The following is a 17,325-nucleotide window of genomic DNA, read 5'->3' as shown; positions in this document are numbered from 1 at the left end:
CCCTCGGAGACCCCGGAAACCGCAGAATCCCCGGAGACCCCGGAGACCCCGGAGAACCCGAAGTCCCCGGAGAACCCGGAGAACCCGGAGACCCCGAAGTCCCCGGAACCCCCAGCACCCGCACCCCCCAACGACCCCGCCGGAGGCGATACCGCGTGAACGACGTACTCGACGTCGCCCTCCGCCTGGTCATCGTCTTCGCCGTGTTCATGGTCCTCCCCCTCGTCGTGGGACAGACCGAGCACAAGGTGATGGCCCACATGCAGGGCCGCCTCGGCCCCATGTACGCGGGTGGCTTCCACGGCTGGGCCCAGCTCGTCGCGGACGGCGTGAAGTTCGCCCAGAAGGAAGACATCGTCCCGGACCGGGCCGACCGCCGTATCTTCCAGCTCGCGCCGGCCGTCGCGCTCCTCCCGTACCTCCTCGTGCTCGTCGCCATCCCGATCGGCCCCGGCGAGGGCGCGGTCGGACAGGTCGTCGACGCGGGCATCTTCTTCGTACTCGCCGTGATGGGCGTCGGCGTGCTCGGCTCGCTCATGGCCGGCTGGGCCTCGGCCAACAAGTTCTCCCTCCTCGGGGGCCTGCGCACCGCCGCCCAGCTGCTCGCGTACGAGCTGCCGATGCTGCTCGCCGCCGCCTCCGTCGCGATGGCGGCCGGCACCGTCTCCCTCCCGGGCATCCTCGACGCCTTCGAGTGGTGGTGGCTGCCCTGGCAGATCGTCGGCGCACTGGTCTTCTTCGTGGCCGGCCTCGCCGAGCTGCAACGCCCGCCGTTCGACATGCCGGTCGCCGACTCCGAGATCATCTTCGGCGCGTACACCGAGTACACCGGCCTGCGCTTCGCGCTCTTCCTGCTCGCCGAGTACGCGGGCATCGTCGTGCTGTGCGGACTGACCACCGTCCTCTTCCTCGGCGGCTGGCACGGCCCGTTCGGTGCCGACGGACTCGGCTGGGTCTGGACGCTGCTCAAGACCGCCGTACTCGCCTTCGTCGTCATCTGGCTACGGGTGTCCTACCCCCGGCTCCGCGAGGACCAGTTGCAGAAGCTCGCCTGGACCACGCTCATCCCGCTCGCTCTCGCGCAGATCGCGCTCACCGGCATCGTGAAGGTGGCGATCAGCTGATGGCCGTGCCGCTCCCGCCCTCCCGTCCCCGCATCCCCGGCTCCGGCCTGGCCAAGGGCCTGGCCGTCACCCTGCGGACGATGACGAGGAAGACCGTCACCGCGCAGTACCCGGACGTCCAGCCCGAACTCCCGCCCCGCTCCCGGGGCGTCATCGCGCTGTTCGAGGAGAACTGCACGGTCTGCATGCTCTGCGCCCGCGAGTGCCCCGACTGGTGCATCTACATCGACTCCCACAAGGAGACGGTGCCCGCCGCGGCCCCGGGCGGCCGCGAACGCAGCCGCAACGTCCTCGACCGCTTCGCGATCGACTTCTCGCTCTGCATGTACTGCGGTATCTGCATCGAGGTGTGCCCCTTCGACGCGCTCTTCTGGTCACCGGAGTTCGAGTACGCGGAGACGGACATCCTCGAACTCACCCATGAACGCGACAAGCTCCGCGAATGGATGTGGACGGTGCCGGAACCGCCCGCGCTCGACGCGGGCGCCGAGGAGCCGAAGGAGATCGCCGCCGCCCGCAAGACGGCGGAGAAGCTCGAAGCCCAGCGCGCCCAGGAAGCCCAGCAGACCGAGCAGGCCCAGCAGAAAGCAGAGGGGGAGGAGTGACACTCGCAGCCATCGCGGCGCACTCCGTCCTCGCCGCCCGCCCGGACGCCCCGGCCCCCTCCGGTTTCCTCTCCCCGACCGGCGTCGAGATCGCCTTCCTCCTCGTCGGCATCGCCACCCTCGGCGCGGCCCTCGTCACCGTCACGACCAGACAACTGGTGCACGCCGCACTCTGGCTGGTCGTGGCGCTCGGCGGTCTCGCCGTCGAGTACCTCCTGCTCACCGCGGAGTTCATCGCCTGGGTACAGGTACTGATCTACGTCGGTTCCGTCGTCGTGCTCCTCCTCTTCGGGCTGATGCTCACCAGAGCTCCCATCGGCCGCTCCCCGGACGCCGACTCGGGCAACCGCCGGGCGGCCCTGGGCGTGGCCGTCGCCGCCGCGGGCGCGCTCGTCTGGGTCGTCGTCGACGCCTTCCGCACCACCTGGATCGACCTGGACGGACCGGCCCAGGGCTCGACCGAGGCGACCGGCTCCTTCCTCTTCCGGCACTGGGTGCTGCCCTTCGAAGCACTCTCCGTCCTGCTGCTCGCCGCCCTCGTCGGCGCGATCGTCCTGTCCCGCAAGCGCGGTAAGGAGCAGAGCTGATGCACCTCGCCTATCCCGCCGTGCTCGCCGCCCTCCTCTTCTGCACCGGGCTGTACGGAGTGCTCGCCCGCCGCAACGCGATCCTGGTCCTGATGTCCGTCGAGCTGATGCTCAACGCCGTCAACCTCAACCTGGTCGCCTTCGACGTCTGGCTCCGTGACGCCCTGCACTCCGGCCAGGCCCTCACCCTCTTCACCATCGCCATCGCGGCGGCCGAGATCGGCATCGGCCTGGCGATCGTCCTCGCCGTGTACCGCAACCGGGGCAGCTCGGACATCGACCGGCTCCGCGACACCGCCGAGACCGACGCCGCCGAAGCCCTCCCGGACGACGAGTCCGACACCGGCACCGAAGACCAGGCCACTGCTGCGGCAGGGAAGGCAAAGAAGGCAGAGGCCACCGCGTGACCACCACGACCCTCGCCGTCCTCGTCCCCCTCCTCCCGTTCCTGGGCGCCGCGGCCGGCCTCCTGCTCGGACGCACCGCCCCCGGCTTCGTACGGCCCCTCGCCGTACTGCCCACTCTCGCCGCCGCTGTCGTCGCGGCCGTCGTCGCGGCCCGCCAGGGCGGCGGCCGGGCCATCGACGCCGCGACCCAGCTCACCCCCACCGGCTCGGTCCCGATCGACCTCGCCCTGCACCTCGACGGCTTCGCCGTCCTCGTCGCGCTGCTGGTCGGACTCGTCGCCACCTGCGTGCAGATCTACTCGACCGCCTATCTGCGCGACGACCCCCGCTACCCCTCGTACGCCGCCCTCGTCTCCCTCTTCACCTCCGCGATGCTGCTCGTCGTCTACTCCGGCGACCTGATGGTGCTGCTGGTCGGCTGGGAGATCATGGGCATCTGCTCGTACTTCCTCGTCGGCCACTACTGGGAGACGCCCGAAGCCCGCGCCGCCTCCCTCAAGGCCTTCCTGGTCACCAAGCTCGGCGACGTCCCCTTCCTGATCGGCCTGTTCGCGCTCGCCGCCGACACCGGCACCTTCCGCATCACCGGCATCCTGGGCGCCGTCGCCAACGGCGGCCTGGACCACCCCACCCCGATCGCGCTGCTGCTCCTCGCGGGCGTCGCCGGCAAGTCGGCGCAGTTCCCCCTGCACACCTGGCTGCCCGACGCGATGGCCGGTCCCACCCCCGTCTCCGCGCTCATCCACGCCGCGACGATGGTCGCCGCCGGCATCTACTTCGTGGCCCGGCTCCTCCCCGTCTTCGCCGAGTCCGGCGCCGCCCTCGTCGTGCTCGCCGTGATGGCCGCGATCACGATGATCGGCTCGGGGCTCGCCGCCCTCGCCCAGGACGACATCAAGCGGGTCCTCGCCTACTCGACGATCGGTCAGCTCGGCTACATGGCCGGTGCCCTGGCCGTCGGCGACCGCGGGGCCGCCGTCTTCCACCTCCTGTCCCACGGCGCGTTCAAGGCGGTCCTCTTCCTCGCGGCCGGCGTCGTCATCCACGCCGCCGGGACCAACTCACTGGCCGCCATGTCCCGCATGGGCGGGCTGACGAAGCGCGTCCCGGACGCCTACTGGACGATGACCGTCGCCCTGCTCGCGCTCGCCGCCATTCCTCCGTTCGCCGGCTTCTTCTCCAAGGAAGCCGTCCTCGTCGCCGCCGAGCACACCGCGGTCGGGGGGCGGCACGTCGCGCCGGCCGCCGCCGGCTGGACCGTGCTCGTCGCCGGACTGCTCGCCGCCGTCCTCACCGCCGCCTACGCCACCCGCCTCTGGCTCCTCGCCTTCCGGGGCCGCGGTGCCGAGGTCCCGGACCACGGCAGGCAGCCCGTCGCGATGACTGCCGTGCTCTGGGTGCTCGCCGTCCCCACCATCGCCTTCGGGCTCACCGTCGGCACGATCACCGACTGGTTCGACGGACACGCCCTCACCCCGTCCGTGACCACCGCCGTCCTCTCCACCGGTGCCGGCATGGTCGGCGGCCTGGTCACCTACGGAGCCTGGCGCCACACCTCGGCGCTCGCCGCCCGCACCCCCGTCGGCACCGTCGTCGCCCACCCCGACGCCGAACCCGCCCTCGTCGAGGCCCAGGCCATGACGGCACACACCGCCGCCTACGGAACCGCCGGGGACGCCCCCGACCCGGCCGACCCCGGCCGCCTGCTGCTCGGCCCGCTGCACCGCCCGGCCGCCGCGGGCTTCCACCTCGACGCCCTGTACACGGCACTGTTCGTCCGCCCCGTCCAGGCCGCGGCGAGCCTCGTCCGCTTCCTGGACCGCGAGGTCGTCGACACCTACGTACGCGGCTCCGGAGCCGTCGCGCGCGGGCTCGGCGCCGCCGTGCGCCGTGCGCAGACCGGCAACGTGCAGACCTACCTCAGCGCACTGCTCGCGGGTTCGCTGGTCCTGGCGATCGCCGCCGTCGTCTTTGCCAACGTCAACGCCGGGTCGTGAGCCGTGATCGATATCAGTGAATCCGTGATGCAGTTCCTTCTCGCGTTCATCGTCGTCATCCCGCTCATCGGTGCCGTCGCCGCCCTTCTGCCGGCCCCGCCCGGACTGAAGGGGAAGAACCCCGACCAGGCCGTGCTCCGCCACGGCGTGACCGTCACCGGCGCGATCCTCGTCGCCGCGATCGTGCTCGCCGCGGGCTTCGACCACGACCACCCGTCGAAGATGCAGGCCACCACCGACATCAGCTGGATCCCGGCACTCGACGTCCGCATCCATCTCGGCATCGACGGCATCTCGCTCCCCCTTCTCGTACTGACCGCGCTGCTGACCTTCCTCTGCGCGCTCCACAGCTACTTCAAAATGCCCGAAGGCCCCTCCCCGAAGGCCTTCGTCGCACTCCTGCTCGTCCTGGAGTCCGGCACCCTCGCGACCTTCGCCGTCCTCGATCTGCTGCTGTTCTTCCTGGCGTTCGAGATGGTGCTCATCCCGATGTACTTCCTCATCGCCCGCTGGGGCGGTGCGAAGAAGCAGGCCGCCGCCTGGAAGTTCATCCTCTACACGCTGCTCGGCTCGGTCGTCATGCTGCTGGGCCTGCTCCTCGTCGGACTGAAGAGCGGCACCTTCGACATGGTGGCACTCGCCACTGACAACGGCCGTGGGCTCACCTCGTCCGTGCAGGTCATCGCCGTTCTCGCGATCGGCCTCGGGCTCGCGGTGAAGACCCCCATGTGGCCGCTGCACAGCTGGCTGCCGGACGCCCACACCGCGGCCCCGACCGTCGGCTCGGTCCTGCTCGCGGGCGTCCTGCTGAAGATGGGCACGTACGGATTCGTCCGCATCCTGCTCCCCATCACCCCCGACGGGATGCACACCTTCGCGCCGTACCTCGCCGCCTTCGCGGTCGTCGGCGTCATCTACGGATCGCTGGCCTGCCTGGCGCTGGTCCGTCCCGGCTCCAAGGGCGACCTCAAGCGCCTGATCGCGTACTCCTCCGTCGGCCACATGGGCTTCGTGCTCCTCGGCATCGCGAGCATGACACCCACCGGGGTCAACGGCGCGCTCTTCGCCAACATCGCCCACGGCCTCATCACCGGACTGCTGTTCTTCCTGGTCGGCGCGGTCAAGGACCGGTACGGCACCGCCGACCTCGACACCCTCTCCGGAGCCACCGGTGCCGCGCTCTACGGCCGGGCCCCCCGCCTCGGCGGCCTCCTCGCCTTCGCCGCCGTCGCCTCCCTGGGACTGCCGGGACTCGCCGGATTCTGGGGCGAGATGCTCGCCCTGTTCGGCTCCTTCGACCCCGCCGAGGGCCTCAGCCGCCCCGCGTTCCTCACCTTCATGTCGATCGCCGCGTTCGGCACCCTGCTCACCGCCGCGTACATGCTCATGGTGGTACGCCGGGTCTGCATGGGCGAGAAGCGCGAAGAGCCACGGCTCGCCGACGTCCAGACGTACGAGTTCGCCGCCTGGACCCCGCTCGTCGCGCTCACCGTCCTCGCCGGTCTGTGGCCCGCCGTCCTCCTCGGCCTCACCGACCCGGCCGTGCAGAAGCTCCTCGCAGGAGGCAAGTCGTGACCCCAGCCGTCGTCATCCCGGGCGCAGTCACCCAGGACCTCGTCACCACCGCGGCCGAGAACACCACCAGCCTCGTCCAGTCCGTCGACTGGCTCGCGATCGCACCCCCGGTCGTCGTCGCGGCCATGGCCCTGATCGTCCTGGTCACCGACCTCTTCCTGCCCGAGCACCGCAAGCCGCTCCTCGGCGCGCTGACCATCGGCGGGCTGGTCGCCGCCCTGGCCCTCCTCGTCCCGCTGCGCGCCGGCGACCGCTCCACCTTCTGCCTCAACGAGGCGGCCACCGGATCCGGCGCCGCCGGTGCCTGCAGCTACACCGCCGACCACTTCGCCCTGGTCATCCAGGCCCTCGTGCTCGGCGGCGCCCTGCTCACCGCGCTGCTCTCGTTCGGCGACACCCGCAAACTCCCGGCCGGCGAGTTCTGGTTCCTGCTGCTGTCCTCCGCCTCCGGCGCCGCACTCCTGCCCGCCGCCCGCGACCTCGCCACCCTCGTCGTCGCCCTCGAAGTCGCCTCACTGCCCGCGTTCGCCCTCGTCGGCATCAAGCGCGGCGACCGGCGGTCCTCCGAGGCGGCGCTGAAGTTCTTCCTCTCCTCCGTCGTCGCGACCGCCGTCATGCTGCTCGGCGTCAGCTTCGTGTACGCGACCACCGGCACCCTGCACCTCACCGAGATCGCCTCCCGGCTCGACGACGTACCCGGTCAGCTGGACACCCTCGCCAAGGCGGGCGTCGTCCTCACCCTGGTCGGCTTCGCGTTCAAGACCGCCGCCGCGCCCTTCCACTTCTGGGTTCCCGACACCTACATCGGCGCGCCCCTGCCGATCGCCGCCTACCTCTCGGTCGTCGGCAAGGCGGTCGGCTTCTCCGGCCTCATCCTCGTCACCGTGATCGCGTTCCCGGCGTACGCCGACGTCTGGGGACCGGCGCTCGCCGTCCTCGCCGCGCTCACCATGACGGTCGGCAACGTCGCCGCGCTGCGCCAGAACGCCGGCCGGGCCCGCAGCGCCGTACGGCTGCTCGCCTGGTCGTCCGTCGGCCAGGCCGGCTACCTCCTGGTGCCGATCGCCGCCGCCGCGTACTCCAGCGACGAGCACATCGGCTCCACCGTCGCGTACGCCCTCATGTACGCCGTCGTGAACCTCGGCGCCTTCGCGGTCGCCGCCCTGGTCGCCCGTACCAGCCCCGGCAACCGGCTCACCGACTACCGCGGCCTGTACGCCACCCGCCCCCTGGCCGCCCTGGCGATGGCCTTCTTCCTGCTCTGCCTGGCCGGCCTGCCACCCGGCATCATCGGCCTCTTCGCCAAGGTCACGGTCTTCTCCGCGGCCGTCGACGCCGGACTCGGCTGGCTCGCCGTCGTCATGGCCGTCAACGTGGTGATCGCGCTCTACTACTACCTCCGGTGGACCGCGACGCTCTTCCGCGCCCCGGGGGGAGCCCCGGCGGAGGCGGTCCGCGAAGAGACTCCGGCCGAGGGCGCCGTACCCGCCCCCACCAGGCACGCAGTCCCGGCATCCCTCACCACCGCCATCGCGCTCACGGCCGTGGCGGGCGTGGTGCTCTCGGGCGCTCCGCAGACGGTCCTCCGGTTCGCCGCCGTCAATCTCTTCTGACATACCGAAGATCGGTTTGCCCGGAACGGCCCGTACAGGGCAAGGTCTTGCCCGCACGCCCCCACACGTAGGCAATTCCAGAGGAGCAAGAGCAGTGCTGAACGGGTTCAAGGACTTCATCCTGCGCGGAAACGTCATCTCCATGGCCATCGGGCTGGCCGTCGGAGCGGCGTTCACCGCGGTCGTCACCGGATTCAGCACGGCCTTCATCACCCCACTGATCGGCCTCGCCACCGGTTCCGTCGGCGACTTCAGCTCGGCGGAGTTCTCGGTCGAGGGCACCATCTTCCCGTACGGGAAGTTCCTCGCCGCCGCCATCGCCTTCCTGATCACCGCCGCCGTTCTCTACTTCTGCGTCGTCGTGCCCATGGCGAAGGTCCAGGCCCGCTTCACCAAGGCGGAGAAGCTGGACATCAAGGCCGCCACGCGCGACTGCCCCCGCTGCTACACCGAGATCCCGGCCATCGCCTCCCGCTGCGCGCACTGCACCAGCGAGATCAAGCCGGACCCCGCGGCCCTCGAAGTCGCCGGACTCCCCGCCCAGCGCTGAGCCGGGCCGGAGCCGACCGGCACACGCACAGCCACTGACCCGTACGGCCCAGAGCCTGATCCGGCCACAAGCGCCGGACAGGCCCGGCCCCGCGGCGGTGCGCACAAGGGAACTAGCTCCTCTCGCCTGGCGTTGACCGGTACGGGAGGCTCCACTGGGGGAGTGGAGACCACCAAGCAAAGGGTTCCCCTGCCGCACCACCTGGAGGGCGTACCGTGCACCGCCGGCACAACGGGCTGAGAACCGCCGTACTCCTCGGGGGCCTGTCCGCACTCATCATCGTCATCGGAAGCTTCTTCGGACGTACGGGCCTGATCGTCGCGCTGCTCGTGGCCGTCGGCACCAACGCCTACGCGTACTGGAACAGCGACAAGCTGGCGCTCCGGGCCATGCGGGCCCGCCCCGTCAGCGAATTCGAGGCGCCACAGCTCTACCGCATGGTCCGCGAGCTCTCCACCGCCGCCCGCCAGCCCATGCCGCGGCTCTACATCTCCCCGACGCAGGCCCCCAACGCCTTCGCCACCGGACGCAATCCGCGCAACGCCGCCGTCTGCTGCACGGACGGCATCCTGCAGATCCTGGACGAGCGGGAGCTGCGCGGCGTCCTGGGACACGAGCTGAGCCACGTCTACAACCGGGACATCCTGATCTCGTCCGTCGCCGGGGCGCTCGCCTCCGTCGTCATGTTCCTGGTCAACTTCGCCTGGCTGATCCCGGTGGGTCGGTCCAACGACGACGACGGACCGGGCATCTTCGGGATGCTGATGATCATGATCCTCGGCCCGATCGCGGCCTCCGTCATCCAACTGGCCGTGAGCCGCTCCCGCGAGTACGAGGCGGACGCCTCCGGCGCCCAGCTGACCGGCGACCCGCTGGCCCTGGCCAGTGCCCTGCGCAAGCTCGACGCAGGAACGAAACAGCTGCCGCTGCCACCGGAGCCGAGGATCGAGACCGCGAGTCACATGATGATCGCGAATCCGTTCCGCCCCGGCCAGGGCATGTCCAAGCTGTTCTCGACGCATCCGCCGATGGCGGAGCGCATCGCCCGGCTGGAGCAGATGGCCGGCCCCCGCTCCTGAGGCCTTCGCTCCGGAGGCCCCGGCTCCTGAGGCCCCGGCCCGGCTCCTGAGGCCCCGGCTCCGGAAGCCTGCCGCTCTTCCGGGGCCGTCCGCTCTCCTGGGCTCTCGGCCCGACTGGAGCCCCCGGCCCGCCTCCTCTCAGCGGGCTCCGAAGGCCTCGTCGCTCGGGACGATCTCGCGGCCCAGCGGCATGAGCGAGATCGGGATCATCTTCAGGTTCGCCCAGCCGAAGGGGATCCCGATGATCGACACGAACAGCGGGATGCTGGTGATCAGGTGCCCCAGCGCCAGCCACCACCCGGCGAAGACGAGCCAGATCACATTGCCGACGCAGGAGGGCGCCCCCGCGTCGGGCCGCTCCACGGTCGTGCGCCCGAACGGCCACAGCACGTAGCCGGCGATTCTGAGGGAAGCGATGCCGAACGGAATCGTCACGATCAGCACGAAGCAGATGATCGCGGCGAGGAGGTAGCCGAGGGCCATCCAGAATCCGCAGAACACCACCCACAGGATGTTCAGGATCAGCTGTATGAGCTTCATGGTCACTCGCCTTCCGGGGGTGTTACCCGTTGTCGCCCTGCATGGTCAGTATCAGCCCTGGTCACGGGCAGGAGTAACCGGAGCGGGCCCATGGGGTGACCGGAGCGCGGGCGATCGGTCCGCCCCCTTCGGCCGCGCCCCATCACCCGTACCCGTCATCAACCATGAACGCAGGAACGGCACCGAGCAGTTGCTCGCAGCCCTGCACGAGTCCGTCCGCGAGCCCGCCCGCCGGCCTGCCCGCGAGTCCGGACGCACAGCCCGTTCACAGGCCCCGAAGGCAACCGTCCGACCGGCGCCGGCGTCTTGGATTCCAGGAACGAGTGACGGGTAGGTTCGCACGCATGAGCATTATCGGATGGATCATTCTCGGACTGGTGGCCGGAGTCATCGCCAAGGTTCTGCTGCCGGGCCGCGACCCGGGCGGCCTGATCGGCACCACCCTCATCGGGATCGTCGGCGCTTTCCTCGGTGGCTGGATATCGTCGCGCTTCCTCGACCGCCCCATATCCAACGACTTCTTCGACATGGCCACTTGGGTCGCCGCCATCGGCGGTTCACTGGTCCTGCTGATCGCCTACCGACTGCTGTTCGGGAACTCCCGCGAACGCCGCTGACCCCCGTCCGTACCGAAGGCGCCCAGCCCGGTCTCGCGCAGGGTCAGATTGAGCCGGCCACGGCTCATCCCCGTCGCGGGATCGGCGGTGCCGGGGCAGACCCTCGGCACACCGTGGAACGCGAACCGCGACGGCCCGCCGAAGACGAACAGATCGCCGGAGGCCAACTCCACATCCGTGTAGGGCCTCCCACGGTTCTCGGTGTTCCCGAAGCGGAAGACACAGGTGTCGCCGATGCTGAGCGACACCACCGGAGCGCCGGACCGCTCCTCCTTGTCCTGGTGCATGCCCATGCGCGCCGCCCCGTCGTAGAAGTTGACGAGCGCGGTGTCCGGCGCGTACGTCCGTGCCGGACTCTCGTCCCCGTAGGCCGCCACCAGCGCCTCGCGGCCCAATTCGGCCAGCCAGTCGGGAAATTCGGCGACCCGCGCCCCGTTCACGTCATCGGCCGTGCGTGAATACCGGTACGGCTGCCAGTGCCACCCCACACAGACCGTCTGTACGGACATCACCCCGCCGCCCGGCAGGACCGTGTGCCGCAGCGGCACCGGCCCGCGCGCCCACTCCCGGCAGGCCGCCACCAACTCCCGCTGCCGCTCCGGCGGCAGCCACTCGGGCACGTGCACGGCCCCCGGCGCGACGACGGCGCGAGGCCTCGGGAAGAGTCCGGACATCTCAGCGCACCGCCGAGGCGCCTTCCAGCCGCAGCAGCCGCTCCTTGCGCTCCAGGCCGCCCGCGTAACCCCGCAGCGCCCCGTCCGAGCCGATCACCCGGTGGCACGGCCGCACGACCAGCAGCGGATTGCGCCCGATCGCCGTGCCCACGGCCCGTACGCCCGCCCCGGCGCTGCCGACGCGTTCGGCGATCTGCCCGTACGACACGGTCTCCCCGTAGGGGACGGTGTCCAGGGCGGACCACACCCGGCGCTGGAAGTCGGTGCCCACGCCGTCCGCGTACTCGATGTCGAAGCGGGTCAGCCGGCCCGCGAAGTACTCCCGCAGCTGAGCGGCGACGCCCGCGAACGCCTCCGGCGAGCGGACCCATCCGTCCTGGACGACCGCGGCGCCCTTCTGGCCGGGCAGCGAGAGCGAGGCGAGCGCCACCCCGCCGGTGGTCTCCTCGCCGACCAGCAGCAGTTCACCCAGCGGGCTGTCGACCGTTGCGTAGATGGTCATGACTCGTCCCTTTCCTGCACTTCATGCCGGGATCCGACCGGTTCGCCGCCCGACATGGACAAGTCTGCGTGGCCCGCTCCGCCGTGACCGGCGGTTTTCGGACATCGCACCCCGGGTGCGGAGCGGTGCCTCCCGCCCCGCACCCCGGCGAAGGGCGGGACCTACCGGTAGTTCACGAACTGCACGGCGAAGTCGAAGTCCTGGCCCTTCAGTAGCGCCTGTACGGCCTGCAGGTCGTCCCGGCTCTTCGAGCTGACCCGCAGCTCGTCGCCCTGGACCTGCGCCTTGACGCCCTTCGGGCCCTCGTCGCGAATGATCTTCGCCACCTTCTTGGCGTTCTCCTGGGAGATGCCCTCCTCGATCGTGGCGAAGATCTTGTACTCCTTGCCGGACAGCTGCGGCTCGCCCGCGTCCAGCGACTTCAGCGAGATGCCCCGCTTGATCAGCTTGGACTGGAAGATGTCGAGGATCGCCTTGACCCGCTCCTCGCCGTTCGCCTCCATGAGGATCTTCTCGCCGGACCAGGAGATCGAGGCGCCGGTGCCCTTGAAGTCGTAACGCTGCGAGATTTCCTTGGCGGCCTGGTTGAGGGCGTTGTCGACCTCCTGCCGCTCGACCTTCGAGACGATGTCGAAACTGGAGTCGGCCATGACGTGTGGCTCCTTGTATCGGGGGTTCGGGAACGCGGTGCATAAGGGCGGCAACGGGCCTGACGGCCGCGACGCCGATCAAAGCCTAGCCACCCGCACCCGATCGGGCCGCTGATCAATCCGGTGGCGAAGCACCCCCGGGCATCGGGTATCGTTTACGTCGTTGCCACGGAGCGCCGCAGAAAAGCGGTTCTCGAAGGCAGCAATCCCCGGCGGTGTGCCCGAGTGGCCAAAGGGAGCAGACTGTAAATCTGCCGGCTCAGCCTACCCAGGTTCGAACCCTGGCGCCGCCACATGGTAAGGCCCCTGTCTCAGACAGGGGCCTTCTTTGTTTTCTGCTGCGAGGGGCCGTGGACATGGAATCCGTACTGGTCAGCGCCTGCGTGCAGGGTGTGCCCTGCCGCTTCGACGGCCGTGGCAGGGCCTCCGGCGCGGTCACCGCGGCCATCGGCGACCGCCACCCCGTGGCCTTCTGCCCCGAGGTCTCCGCCGGACTGCCCACCCCGCGCCGCCCCGCCGAGATCGTCGGCGGTGACGGCCACGACGTGCTGGACGGCCGGGCCCGGGTCGTCGACGCCACCGGACACGACGTGACGGACGCGTTCGTGGACGGCGCAGCACGGGCTCTGGCGGCCGCGCGCCGGACCCTATGCACCGAGGCCCTGCTGATGGCGCGCAGCCCTTCCTGCGGGCGCGGAACGGTCTATGACGGTACGTTCACCGGCGCGCTCCGCGAGGGCGACGGCGTCACCGCCGCGCTGCTGGAGCGCAACGGCATCTCCGTCCGCCCGGCACCGCGCGACTGACCGCCGGCGGCACCCCCGCCACCCGCGTACGGCTCCGCACGGCCGTACGCCCGGTCAGTTCCCCGCGATGTCCTTCACCGCGACCGCCACCGGCACGTTCCCGGAGATGAGCTCCAGCGTCAGCCCCGCCGTCGCCGGGGTCTCCAGCAGCTCCAGCAGCGCCGCCGCCACGTCGTCGCGCGGCACCGGACCGCGGCCGGTCGACGCGGTCAGCAGGACCGTCCCCGTGCCCGCGTCGTTCGTCAGCATGCCGGGGCGCAGGATCGTCCAGTCGAGCGCGGTCCTGGAGCGCACGTACGCGTCCGCCGCCCCCTTGGCCCGCAGATACGCGTCGAAGACCTCGTCGCCCGGGTGGTCGGGGTCGGCGCCCATCGACGAGACCACGACGTAGCGCCGTACGCCCGCCAGTTCGGCGGCGTCGGCGAAGAGCACCGCCGCCCCGCGATCCACCGTCTCCTTGCGTTCCGCGCCGCTGTCGGGGCCCGCGCCGGCCGCGAAGACCACCGCGTCGGCGCCGCGGAGCACCTCGGCCACCTCCTCCGCGGAGGCGGATTCGAGATCCAGGACCACCGGCTCGGCACCCGCGTCCCGGAGGTCCTTGCCCTGGTCCGGATTGCGGATGACGCCGACGGCCTCGTGCCCGCGCGCGGTGAGCAGCCGCTCCAACCGCAGCGCGATCTGACCATGTCCACCTGCGATGACAATGCGCATGGTCACGACCGTACGCCGCGGCGGGCCGCCGCGCTCAGGGCCCGCCGCAGGAACCGGGATCCGTCCTCCCCTGGCGCGGCAGATCGAGGGCGACGACGGTCTCGGAGTCGCAGTACTCGCGCACTGCGCTCGTCCGCGCCACCACCCGGCCGCGATGCACCACCACCCGGCTGTAGGCGAGCGAGAGCACCTCCGGCAGCTGCTCCCCGCGCACCGCGAGCAGCTCGGCCGGAAAGCCCGCCTCGACCCTGACCCCGGGCAGCCCCATCGCCGTCCTGGCGGCCGAGGACACCGCCTCGTAGGCCTTCGCGGCCGGCAGCCCGTGCTGCGAGGCCAGCAGGTAGGCGGCCTCCAGCGGGTCACCGCGGCCCACGGGGTTCGCGAGGTCCCGCAGCGCCCCGCTGCCCGCCGCGACCCGCACCCCGGCCGCCCGCAGCAGCCGTACGGGAGCGGTGCCCCGGCCCTCCACGCCGCAGCAGCCGCCCTGGGGGAGGCAGATCACCGTCACCCCGGCCGCGGCCAGCTGGTCGGCGGCGCGGGCCGCGGCCTGCGGGGGAAGCCGGGAGAGGCCCGCGCACGGCCCGAGCGAGACGCCGGGCCGCAGCCCTGCGGCCATGGCGGCCAGCCGGCCGAGCCGGGCCGGATCGTCGCTGTCCGTGTGCAGGTCGACGGGGCAGCCCTGCTCGGCGGCGACCTCCAGCACGGCCTCCGCGTACCCCGCCGGGTCCGGATCCAGGTCCGGGCAGCCGCCGACCGCACCGGCGCCCATCTTCACCGCGTCGCGCAGCATGGCCAGGTTGCCCGCGCCCGCGATGCCGGTGAGCAGCCGGGGCACCGCGACCGGGGTCAGGTCGGTCAGTCCGCGCAGCGAGCGGCGTGCCTGCAGTACGGCTTCGAGCGGGGCGAGGCCCCGGACGTCCCCGATCCGCACGTGCGAGCGCAGCGCCGTGGCCCCGTGGCCGAGCTGGAGCAGGGCGGCCTCGGTGGCGCGGCGCCGGATGTCCTCCGGGCGGTGCGACGCCGGGCCGGGGGTGCCGGGGCCCGCGCCGTCGGCGGTGAGCGCGGTGTCGCTGTGGGTGTGGGGTTCGGCGGGGGCGGGGAGCAGCAGATAGCCGCGCAGGTCCAGCCGCGGACCGGCGGCCAGACTGCCCGCCGTGCCGACGGCCTCGATGCGGCCGCCGCCGAGCCGTACGTCCACGACACGGCCGTCGGTGAGCCGGGCGCCGCAGAGCACCAGGCCGGCCGGGGCGGCGGTCTCCGGGCCGCCGGTCGCACCGGCCGCGTCGGCGGCATGGTCGTCCGGCTGCCACGGCTGGCTGTCGGGCATCGCGCTCCTGGGAATGGGGACAAGATCACGCAGAGTGAGTCGAGCCTAGGGGCGTGTTCGGCCCGGTTCGAGGAGGAGCGGAATAGTCGTACCGGTGTGGCCCTGGGGATGCGTGGGGCGGGTGTGTACGACCGTGACGGTGGTGCCCCACGGGGAGACCGAGGCGCTGATCAGGCGGCCGGCGGGCGGTCCCGGGGGCTCTCGGCCAAGGGATCGGCGGGGCGTCGATCAAGGGCTCCGGACGGGGGTCCGAAACGGATTTGGGCGATCGGCGAGAGAGCGTGTAATGTCTTCATCGCTCGCCCCAATAGCTCAGTCGGTAGAGCGTCTCCATGGTAAGGAGAAGGTCTGCGGTTCGATTCCGCATTGGGGCTCTGGTGATCGGGAAACCCCGCTTCGGCGGGGGGACTCGTCATCAAAGCGGTGTAGCTCAGTCGGTAGAGCAAGCGGCTCATAATCGCTGTGTCACCGGTTCAAGTCCGGTCACCGCTACTTACGGTAGCCGATTGTGGGGTCGGTCCTTCGATCGGCTACTCTTTTTTGCGTTCATCCGTCCATCCGTCCGTCCAAGGAGCACTCACGTGGCTGCCACCGACGTCCGCCCGAAGATCACGCTGGCCTGCGTGGAGTGCAAGGAGCGGAACTACATCACCAAGAAGAACCGGCGTAACAACCCGGACCGTCTTGAGATGAAGAAGCACTGCCCGCGCTGCAACTCGCACACTGCGCACCGCGAAACGCGCTGAAACAGGCTCGTACACGAGGCCGTCCCCATTGGGGGCGGCCTCGTGTCGTTGTATGAAGGCTGTCCTTCGGCCTGTTCATCATTTCTTCGGCCTGTTCATCTTTCATCAGGAGGTAGCGAGCCCATGGCGCTCGACCAGTCCTTCGTGGGGCGGACCTATCCGCCCACCCCGCCGTACGAGGTCGGCCGGGAGAAGATCCGTGAGTTCGCCGAGGCGGTGGGCGACCCGAATCCGGCGTACGTCGACCCCGAGGCTGCCAAGGCGCTCGGCCACAGCGATGTGATCGCGCCGCCGACGTTCGTCTTCTCCATCACGTTCAAGGCGGCCGGGCAGGTGATCCACGACCCGCAGCTGGGCCTGGACTACAGCCGGGTGGTGCACGGCGACCAGAAGTTCGCCTACACGCGTCCCGTGCGGGCGGGGGACCGGCTGACGGTCACCTCGACGATCGAGGCCATCAAGTCCCTGGCGGGCAACGACATCCTGGACGTCCGTGGCGAGGTCCACGACGAGTCCGGTGAGCACGTCGTGACCGCGTGGACGAAGCTGGTGGCGCGCGCCGCCGAGGAGGCGTGATGACGGCGAACGTCGCATACGAGTCGGTCGAGGTCGGTACGGAGCTGCCGGCGCAGTCCTTCCGGGTGACCCGGGCGATGCTGGTGCAGTACGCGGGTGCTTCCGGTGACTTCAACCCGATCCACTGGAACGAGAAGTTCGCCCGCGAGGTCGGACTGCCGGACGTGATCGCGCACGGCATGTTCACCATGGCCGAGGCGATCCGCGTGGTCACGGACTGGGCCGGTGACCCGGGTGCGGTCGTCGAGTACGGGGTGCGGTTCACCAAGCCGGTCGTCGTGCCGAACGACGACGACGGCGCACTGATCGAGGTCAGCGGCAAGGTGGCCGCCCTGCTGGACGACAAGCAGGTGCGGGTGGACCTGACGGCCATGAACGAGGGCAAGAAGGTGCTGGGCATGTCCCGCGCCGTGGTGCGGCTCGGCTGAGGCCGTCGAGCGTGACGCGAGGGGCACCGTCCGACGGGCGGTGCCCCTCGTGCGTGCCGGGCGGGGGACCGGTTGACGCCGCCCGGGCCGTGGGTCGGCGCGGGTACGGTCCGTGCCCCGCCCGAGCGGCCGGGGCACGGACCGTACCCTTGTCCCCGTGCAGGAACTCCATGACGCCCCCCTCGCCCCCCTGACCACCTTCCGGCTGGGC

At 70.9% G+C, this 17,325-nt stretch carries 20 protein-coding genes and 3 tRNA genes; 17 read left to right on the top strand and 6 right to left on the bottom strand.

From position 1 onward, the window contains the following. The first annotated feature begins 155 nt into the window (after positions 1-155). From AADR41_RS35610 to htpX, 9 genes are all read left to right on the top strand, one after another. Positions 156-1,124, top strand: coding sequence for a complex I subunit 1/NuoH family protein (locus tag AADR41_RS35610; RefSeq protein WP_259928576.1), 969 nt, complete (start codon positions 156-158; stop codon positions 1,122-1,124). Beyond that, positions 1,124-1,729 carry a NuoI/complex I 23 kDa subunit family protein gene (locus AADR41_RS35605; RefSeq protein ID WP_342286087.1) on the top strand — a complete coding sequence of 202 codons (606 nt, stop codon included), beginning with the start codon at positions 1,124-1,126 and terminating at the stop codon, positions 1,727-1,729. Before AADR41_RS35610 ends, AADR41_RS35605 begins: the two co-directional genes overlap by 1 nt. An 11-nt stretch (positions 1,730-1,740) precedes the next feature. Then, positions 1,741-2,316, top strand: coding sequence for an NADH-quinone oxidoreductase subunit J family protein (locus AADR41_RS35600; protein WP_342286092.1), 576 nt, complete (start codon positions 1,741-1,743; stop codon positions 2,314-2,316). After that, positions 2,316-2,723: an NADH-quinone oxidoreductase subunit NuoK gene (nuoK, locus tag AADR41_RS35595; RefSeq protein ID WP_342286084.1), complete on the top strand. Its 408-nt coding sequence runs from the start codon at positions 2,316-2,318 to the stop codon at positions 2,721-2,723. The genes AADR41_RS35600 and nuoK overlap by 1 nt, the downstream gene beginning before the upstream one ends. Then, positions 2,720-4,720 (top strand): NADH-quinone oxidoreductase subunit 5 family protein, encoded by a 2,001-nt coding sequence (locus AADR41_RS35590; RefSeq protein ID WP_342286083.1) that lies wholly within the window; start codon positions 2,720-2,722, stop codon positions 4,718-4,720. The genes nuoK and AADR41_RS35590 overlap by 4 nt, the downstream gene beginning before the upstream one ends. Before the next feature lie 27 nt (positions 4,721-4,747). Continuing rightward, positions 4,748-6,295, top strand: a complete 1,548-nt coding sequence (locus AADR41_RS35585; protein ID WP_342286090.1) for a complex I subunit 4 family protein — start codon at positions 4,748-4,750, stop codon at positions 6,293-6,295. Positions 6,296-6,309: 14 nt separating this feature from the next. Further along, positions 6,310-7,908, top strand: coding sequence for an NADH-quinone oxidoreductase subunit N (locus tag AADR41_RS35580; protein WP_342286089.1), 1,599 nt, complete (start codon positions 6,310-6,312; stop codon positions 7,906-7,908). A gap of 94 nt (positions 7,909-8,002) precedes the next feature. Further along, positions 8,003-8,458, top strand: a complete 456-nt coding sequence (locus AADR41_RS35575) for a large conductance mechanosensitive channel protein MscL (protein ID WP_342286082.1) — start codon at positions 8,003-8,005, stop codon at positions 8,456-8,458. 215 nt (positions 8,459-8,673) lie between these two features. Next, positions 8,674-9,537, top strand: coding sequence for a zinc metalloprotease HtpX (htpX, locus tag AADR41_RS35570; protein ID WP_342286080.1), 864 nt, complete (start codon positions 8,674-8,676; stop codon positions 9,535-9,537). Between the two features lie 138 nt (positions 9,538-9,675). On the opposite strand, the gene AADR41_RS35565 is transcribed toward htpX, so the two are convergent. Then, positions 9,676-10,077, bottom strand: coding sequence for a YccF domain-containing protein (locus tag AADR41_RS35565; RefSeq protein ID WP_266621377.1), 402 nt, complete (start codon positions 10,075-10,077; stop codon positions 9,676-9,678). Positions 10,078-10,421: 344 nt separating this feature from the next. Between AADR41_RS35565 and AADR41_RS35560 the strand changes: the two genes are divergently transcribed. After that, positions 10,422-10,694 carry a GlsB/YeaQ/YmgE family stress response membrane protein gene (locus AADR41_RS35560; RefSeq protein ID WP_329818592.1) on the top strand — a complete coding sequence of 91 codons (273 nt, stop codon included), beginning with the start codon at positions 10,422-10,424 and terminating at the stop codon, positions 10,692-10,694. On the opposite strand, the gene AADR41_RS35555 is transcribed toward AADR41_RS35560, so the two are convergent. The 3 genes from AADR41_RS35555 to AADR41_RS35545 form a co-directional block, all read right to left on the bottom strand. Then, a complete protein-coding gene (locus AADR41_RS35555) occupies positions 10,655-11,368 on the bottom strand; it encodes an alpha-ketoglutarate-dependent dioxygenase AlkB family protein (RefSeq protein ID WP_342286078.1) in 714 nt (237 codons plus the stop codon). The genes AADR41_RS35560 and AADR41_RS35555 overlap by 40 nt on opposite strands. A 1-nt stretch (position 11,369) precedes the next feature. Beyond that, a complete protein-coding gene (locus AADR41_RS35550) occupies positions 11,370-11,870 on the bottom strand; it encodes a methylated-DNA--[protein]-cysteine S-methyltransferase (RefSeq protein WP_342286076.1) in 501 nt (166 codons plus the stop codon). A 161-nt stretch (positions 11,871-12,031) separates the two neighbouring features. Then, complete coding sequence (locus AADR41_RS35545) at positions 12,032-12,520, bottom strand: YajQ family cyclic di-GMP-binding protein (RefSeq protein WP_030926258.1); 489 nt, start codon at positions 12,518-12,520, stop codon at positions 12,032-12,034. Between the two features lie 211 nt (positions 12,521-12,731). Here AADR41_RS35545 and AADR41_RS35540 point away from each other — a divergent pair. Both AADR41_RS35540 and AADR41_RS35535 read left to right on the top strand, forming a co-directional pair. Continuing rightward, positions 12,732-12,813: transfer RNA gene (locus AADR41_RS35540), tRNA-Tyr, on the top strand. 63 nt (positions 12,814-12,876) lie between these two features. After that, positions 12,877-13,326 carry a DUF523 domain-containing protein gene (locus AADR41_RS35535; RefSeq protein WP_342286073.1) on the top strand — a complete coding sequence of 150 codons (450 nt, stop codon included), beginning with the start codon at positions 12,877-12,879 and terminating at the stop codon, positions 13,324-13,326. 54 nt (positions 13,327-13,380) lie between these two features. Here AADR41_RS35535 and AADR41_RS35530 read toward each other — a convergent pair whose 3' ends face one another. Further along, on the bottom strand, positions 13,381-14,037 hold the full coding sequence (locus AADR41_RS35530) for an SDR family oxidoreductase (RefSeq protein WP_342286072.1): 657 nt from the start codon (positions 14,035-14,037) through the stop codon (positions 13,381-13,383). A gap of 34 nt (positions 14,038-14,071) precedes the next feature. After that, the gene (locus tag AADR41_RS35525; RefSeq protein WP_342286070.1) at positions 14,072-15,364 is read right to left on the bottom strand and encodes an amidohydrolase family protein; all 1,293 of its coding nucleotides are present in this window, start codon (positions 15,362-15,364) and stop codon (positions 14,072-14,074) included. Between the two features lie 301 nt (positions 15,365-15,665). On the opposite strand from AADR41_RS35525, the gene AADR41_RS35520 reads away from it, so the two are divergent. The 5 genes from AADR41_RS35520 to AADR41_RS35500 all read left to right on the top strand — a co-directional run bounded on the left by AADR41_RS35520 (position 15,666) and on the right by AADR41_RS35500 (position 17,114). Continuing rightward, positions 15,666-15,738 (top strand) — tRNA-Thr (locus AADR41_RS35520). Positions 15,739-15,783: 45 nt separating this feature from the next. Continuing rightward, positions 15,784-15,856 (top strand) — tRNA-Met (locus tag AADR41_RS35515). An 89-nt stretch (positions 15,857-15,945) separates the two neighbouring features. Beyond that, positions 15,946-16,110 carry a 50S ribosomal protein L33 gene (gene rpmG / locus AADR41_RS35510; protein ID WP_003956487.1) on the top strand — a complete coding sequence of 55 codons (165 nt, stop codon included), beginning with the start codon at positions 15,946-15,948 and terminating at the stop codon, positions 16,108-16,110. Between the two features lie 123 nt (positions 16,111-16,233). Continuing rightward, entirely contained in the window at positions 16,234-16,686 is a 453-nt protein-coding gene (locus AADR41_RS35505) for a MaoC family dehydratase N-terminal domain-containing protein (RefSeq protein ID WP_259928562.1), read from the top strand. Then, the gene (locus AADR41_RS35500) at positions 16,686-17,114 is read left to right on the top strand and encodes a MaoC family dehydratase (RefSeq protein ID WP_342286067.1); all 429 of its coding nucleotides are present in this window, start codon (positions 16,686-16,688) and stop codon (positions 17,112-17,114) included. Before AADR41_RS35505 ends, AADR41_RS35500 begins: the two co-directional genes overlap by 1 nt. Positions 17,115-17,325: the final 211 nt, after the last annotated feature.

Source organism: Streptomyces sp. CLV115 (assembly GCF_038448545.1).
GTDB lineage: Bacteria > Actinomycetota > Actinomycetes > Streptomycetales > Streptomycetaceae > Streptomyces > Streptomyces sanglieri.
The sequence above is the reverse complement of the archived record's forward strand: the minus strand, read 5'-3'. Positions and strand labels throughout refer to the sequence as shown.

Excerpts from the sequence above, each read along its gene's own strand:
- AADR41_RS35530 (WP_342286072.1), bottom strand. The coding sequence starts at position 14,037 with ATGCGCATTGTCATCGCAGGTGGACATGGTCAGATCGCGCTGCGGTTG.
- AADR41_RS35565 (WP_266621377.1), bottom strand. The coding sequence starts at position 10,077 with ATGAAGCTCATACAGCTGATCCTGAACATCCTGTGGGTGGTGTTCTGC.
- AADR41_RS35525 (WP_342286070.1), bottom strand. The coding sequence starts at position 15,364 with ATGCCCGACAGCCAGCCGTGGCAGCCGGACGACCATGCCGCCGACGCG.
- AADR41_RS35605 (WP_342286087.1), top strand. The coding sequence starts at position 1,124 with ATGGCCGTGCCGCTCCCGCCCTCCCGTCCCCGCATCCCCGGCTCCGGC.
- AADR41_RS35535 (WP_342286073.1), top strand. The coding sequence starts at position 12,877 with ATGGAATCCGTACTGGTCAGCGCCTGCGTGCAGGGTGTGCCCTGCCGC.
- AADR41_RS35555 (WP_342286078.1), bottom strand. The coding sequence starts at position 11,368 with ATGTCCGGACTCTTCCCGAGGCCTCGCGCCGTCGTCGCGCCGGGGGCC.
- AADR41_RS35505 (WP_259928562.1), top strand. The coding sequence starts at position 16,234 with ATGGCGCTCGACCAGTCCTTCGTGGGGCGGACCTATCCGCCCACCCCG.
- AADR41_RS35550 (WP_342286076.1), bottom strand. The coding sequence starts at position 11,870 with ATGACCATCTACGCAACGGTCGACAGCCCGCTGGGTGAACTGCTGCTG.
- AADR41_RS35500 (WP_342286067.1), top strand. The coding sequence starts at position 16,686 with ATGACGGCGAACGTCGCATACGAGTCGGTCGAGGTCGGTACGGAGCTG.
- nuoK (WP_342286084.1), top strand. The coding sequence starts at position 2,316 with ATGCACCTCGCCTATCCCGCCGTGCTCGCCGCCCTCCTCTTCTGCACC.
- AADR41_RS35545 (WP_030926258.1), bottom strand. The coding sequence starts at position 12,520 with ATGGCCGACTCCAGTTTCGACATCGTCTCGAAGGTCGAGCGGCAGGAG.
- AADR41_RS35560 (WP_329818592.1), top strand. The coding sequence starts at position 10,422 with ATGAGCATTATCGGATGGATCATTCTCGGACTGGTGGCCGGAGTCATC.
- AADR41_RS35585 (WP_342286090.1), top strand. The coding sequence starts at position 4,748 with ATGCAGTTCCTTCTCGCGTTCATCGTCGTCATCCCGCTCATCGGTGCC.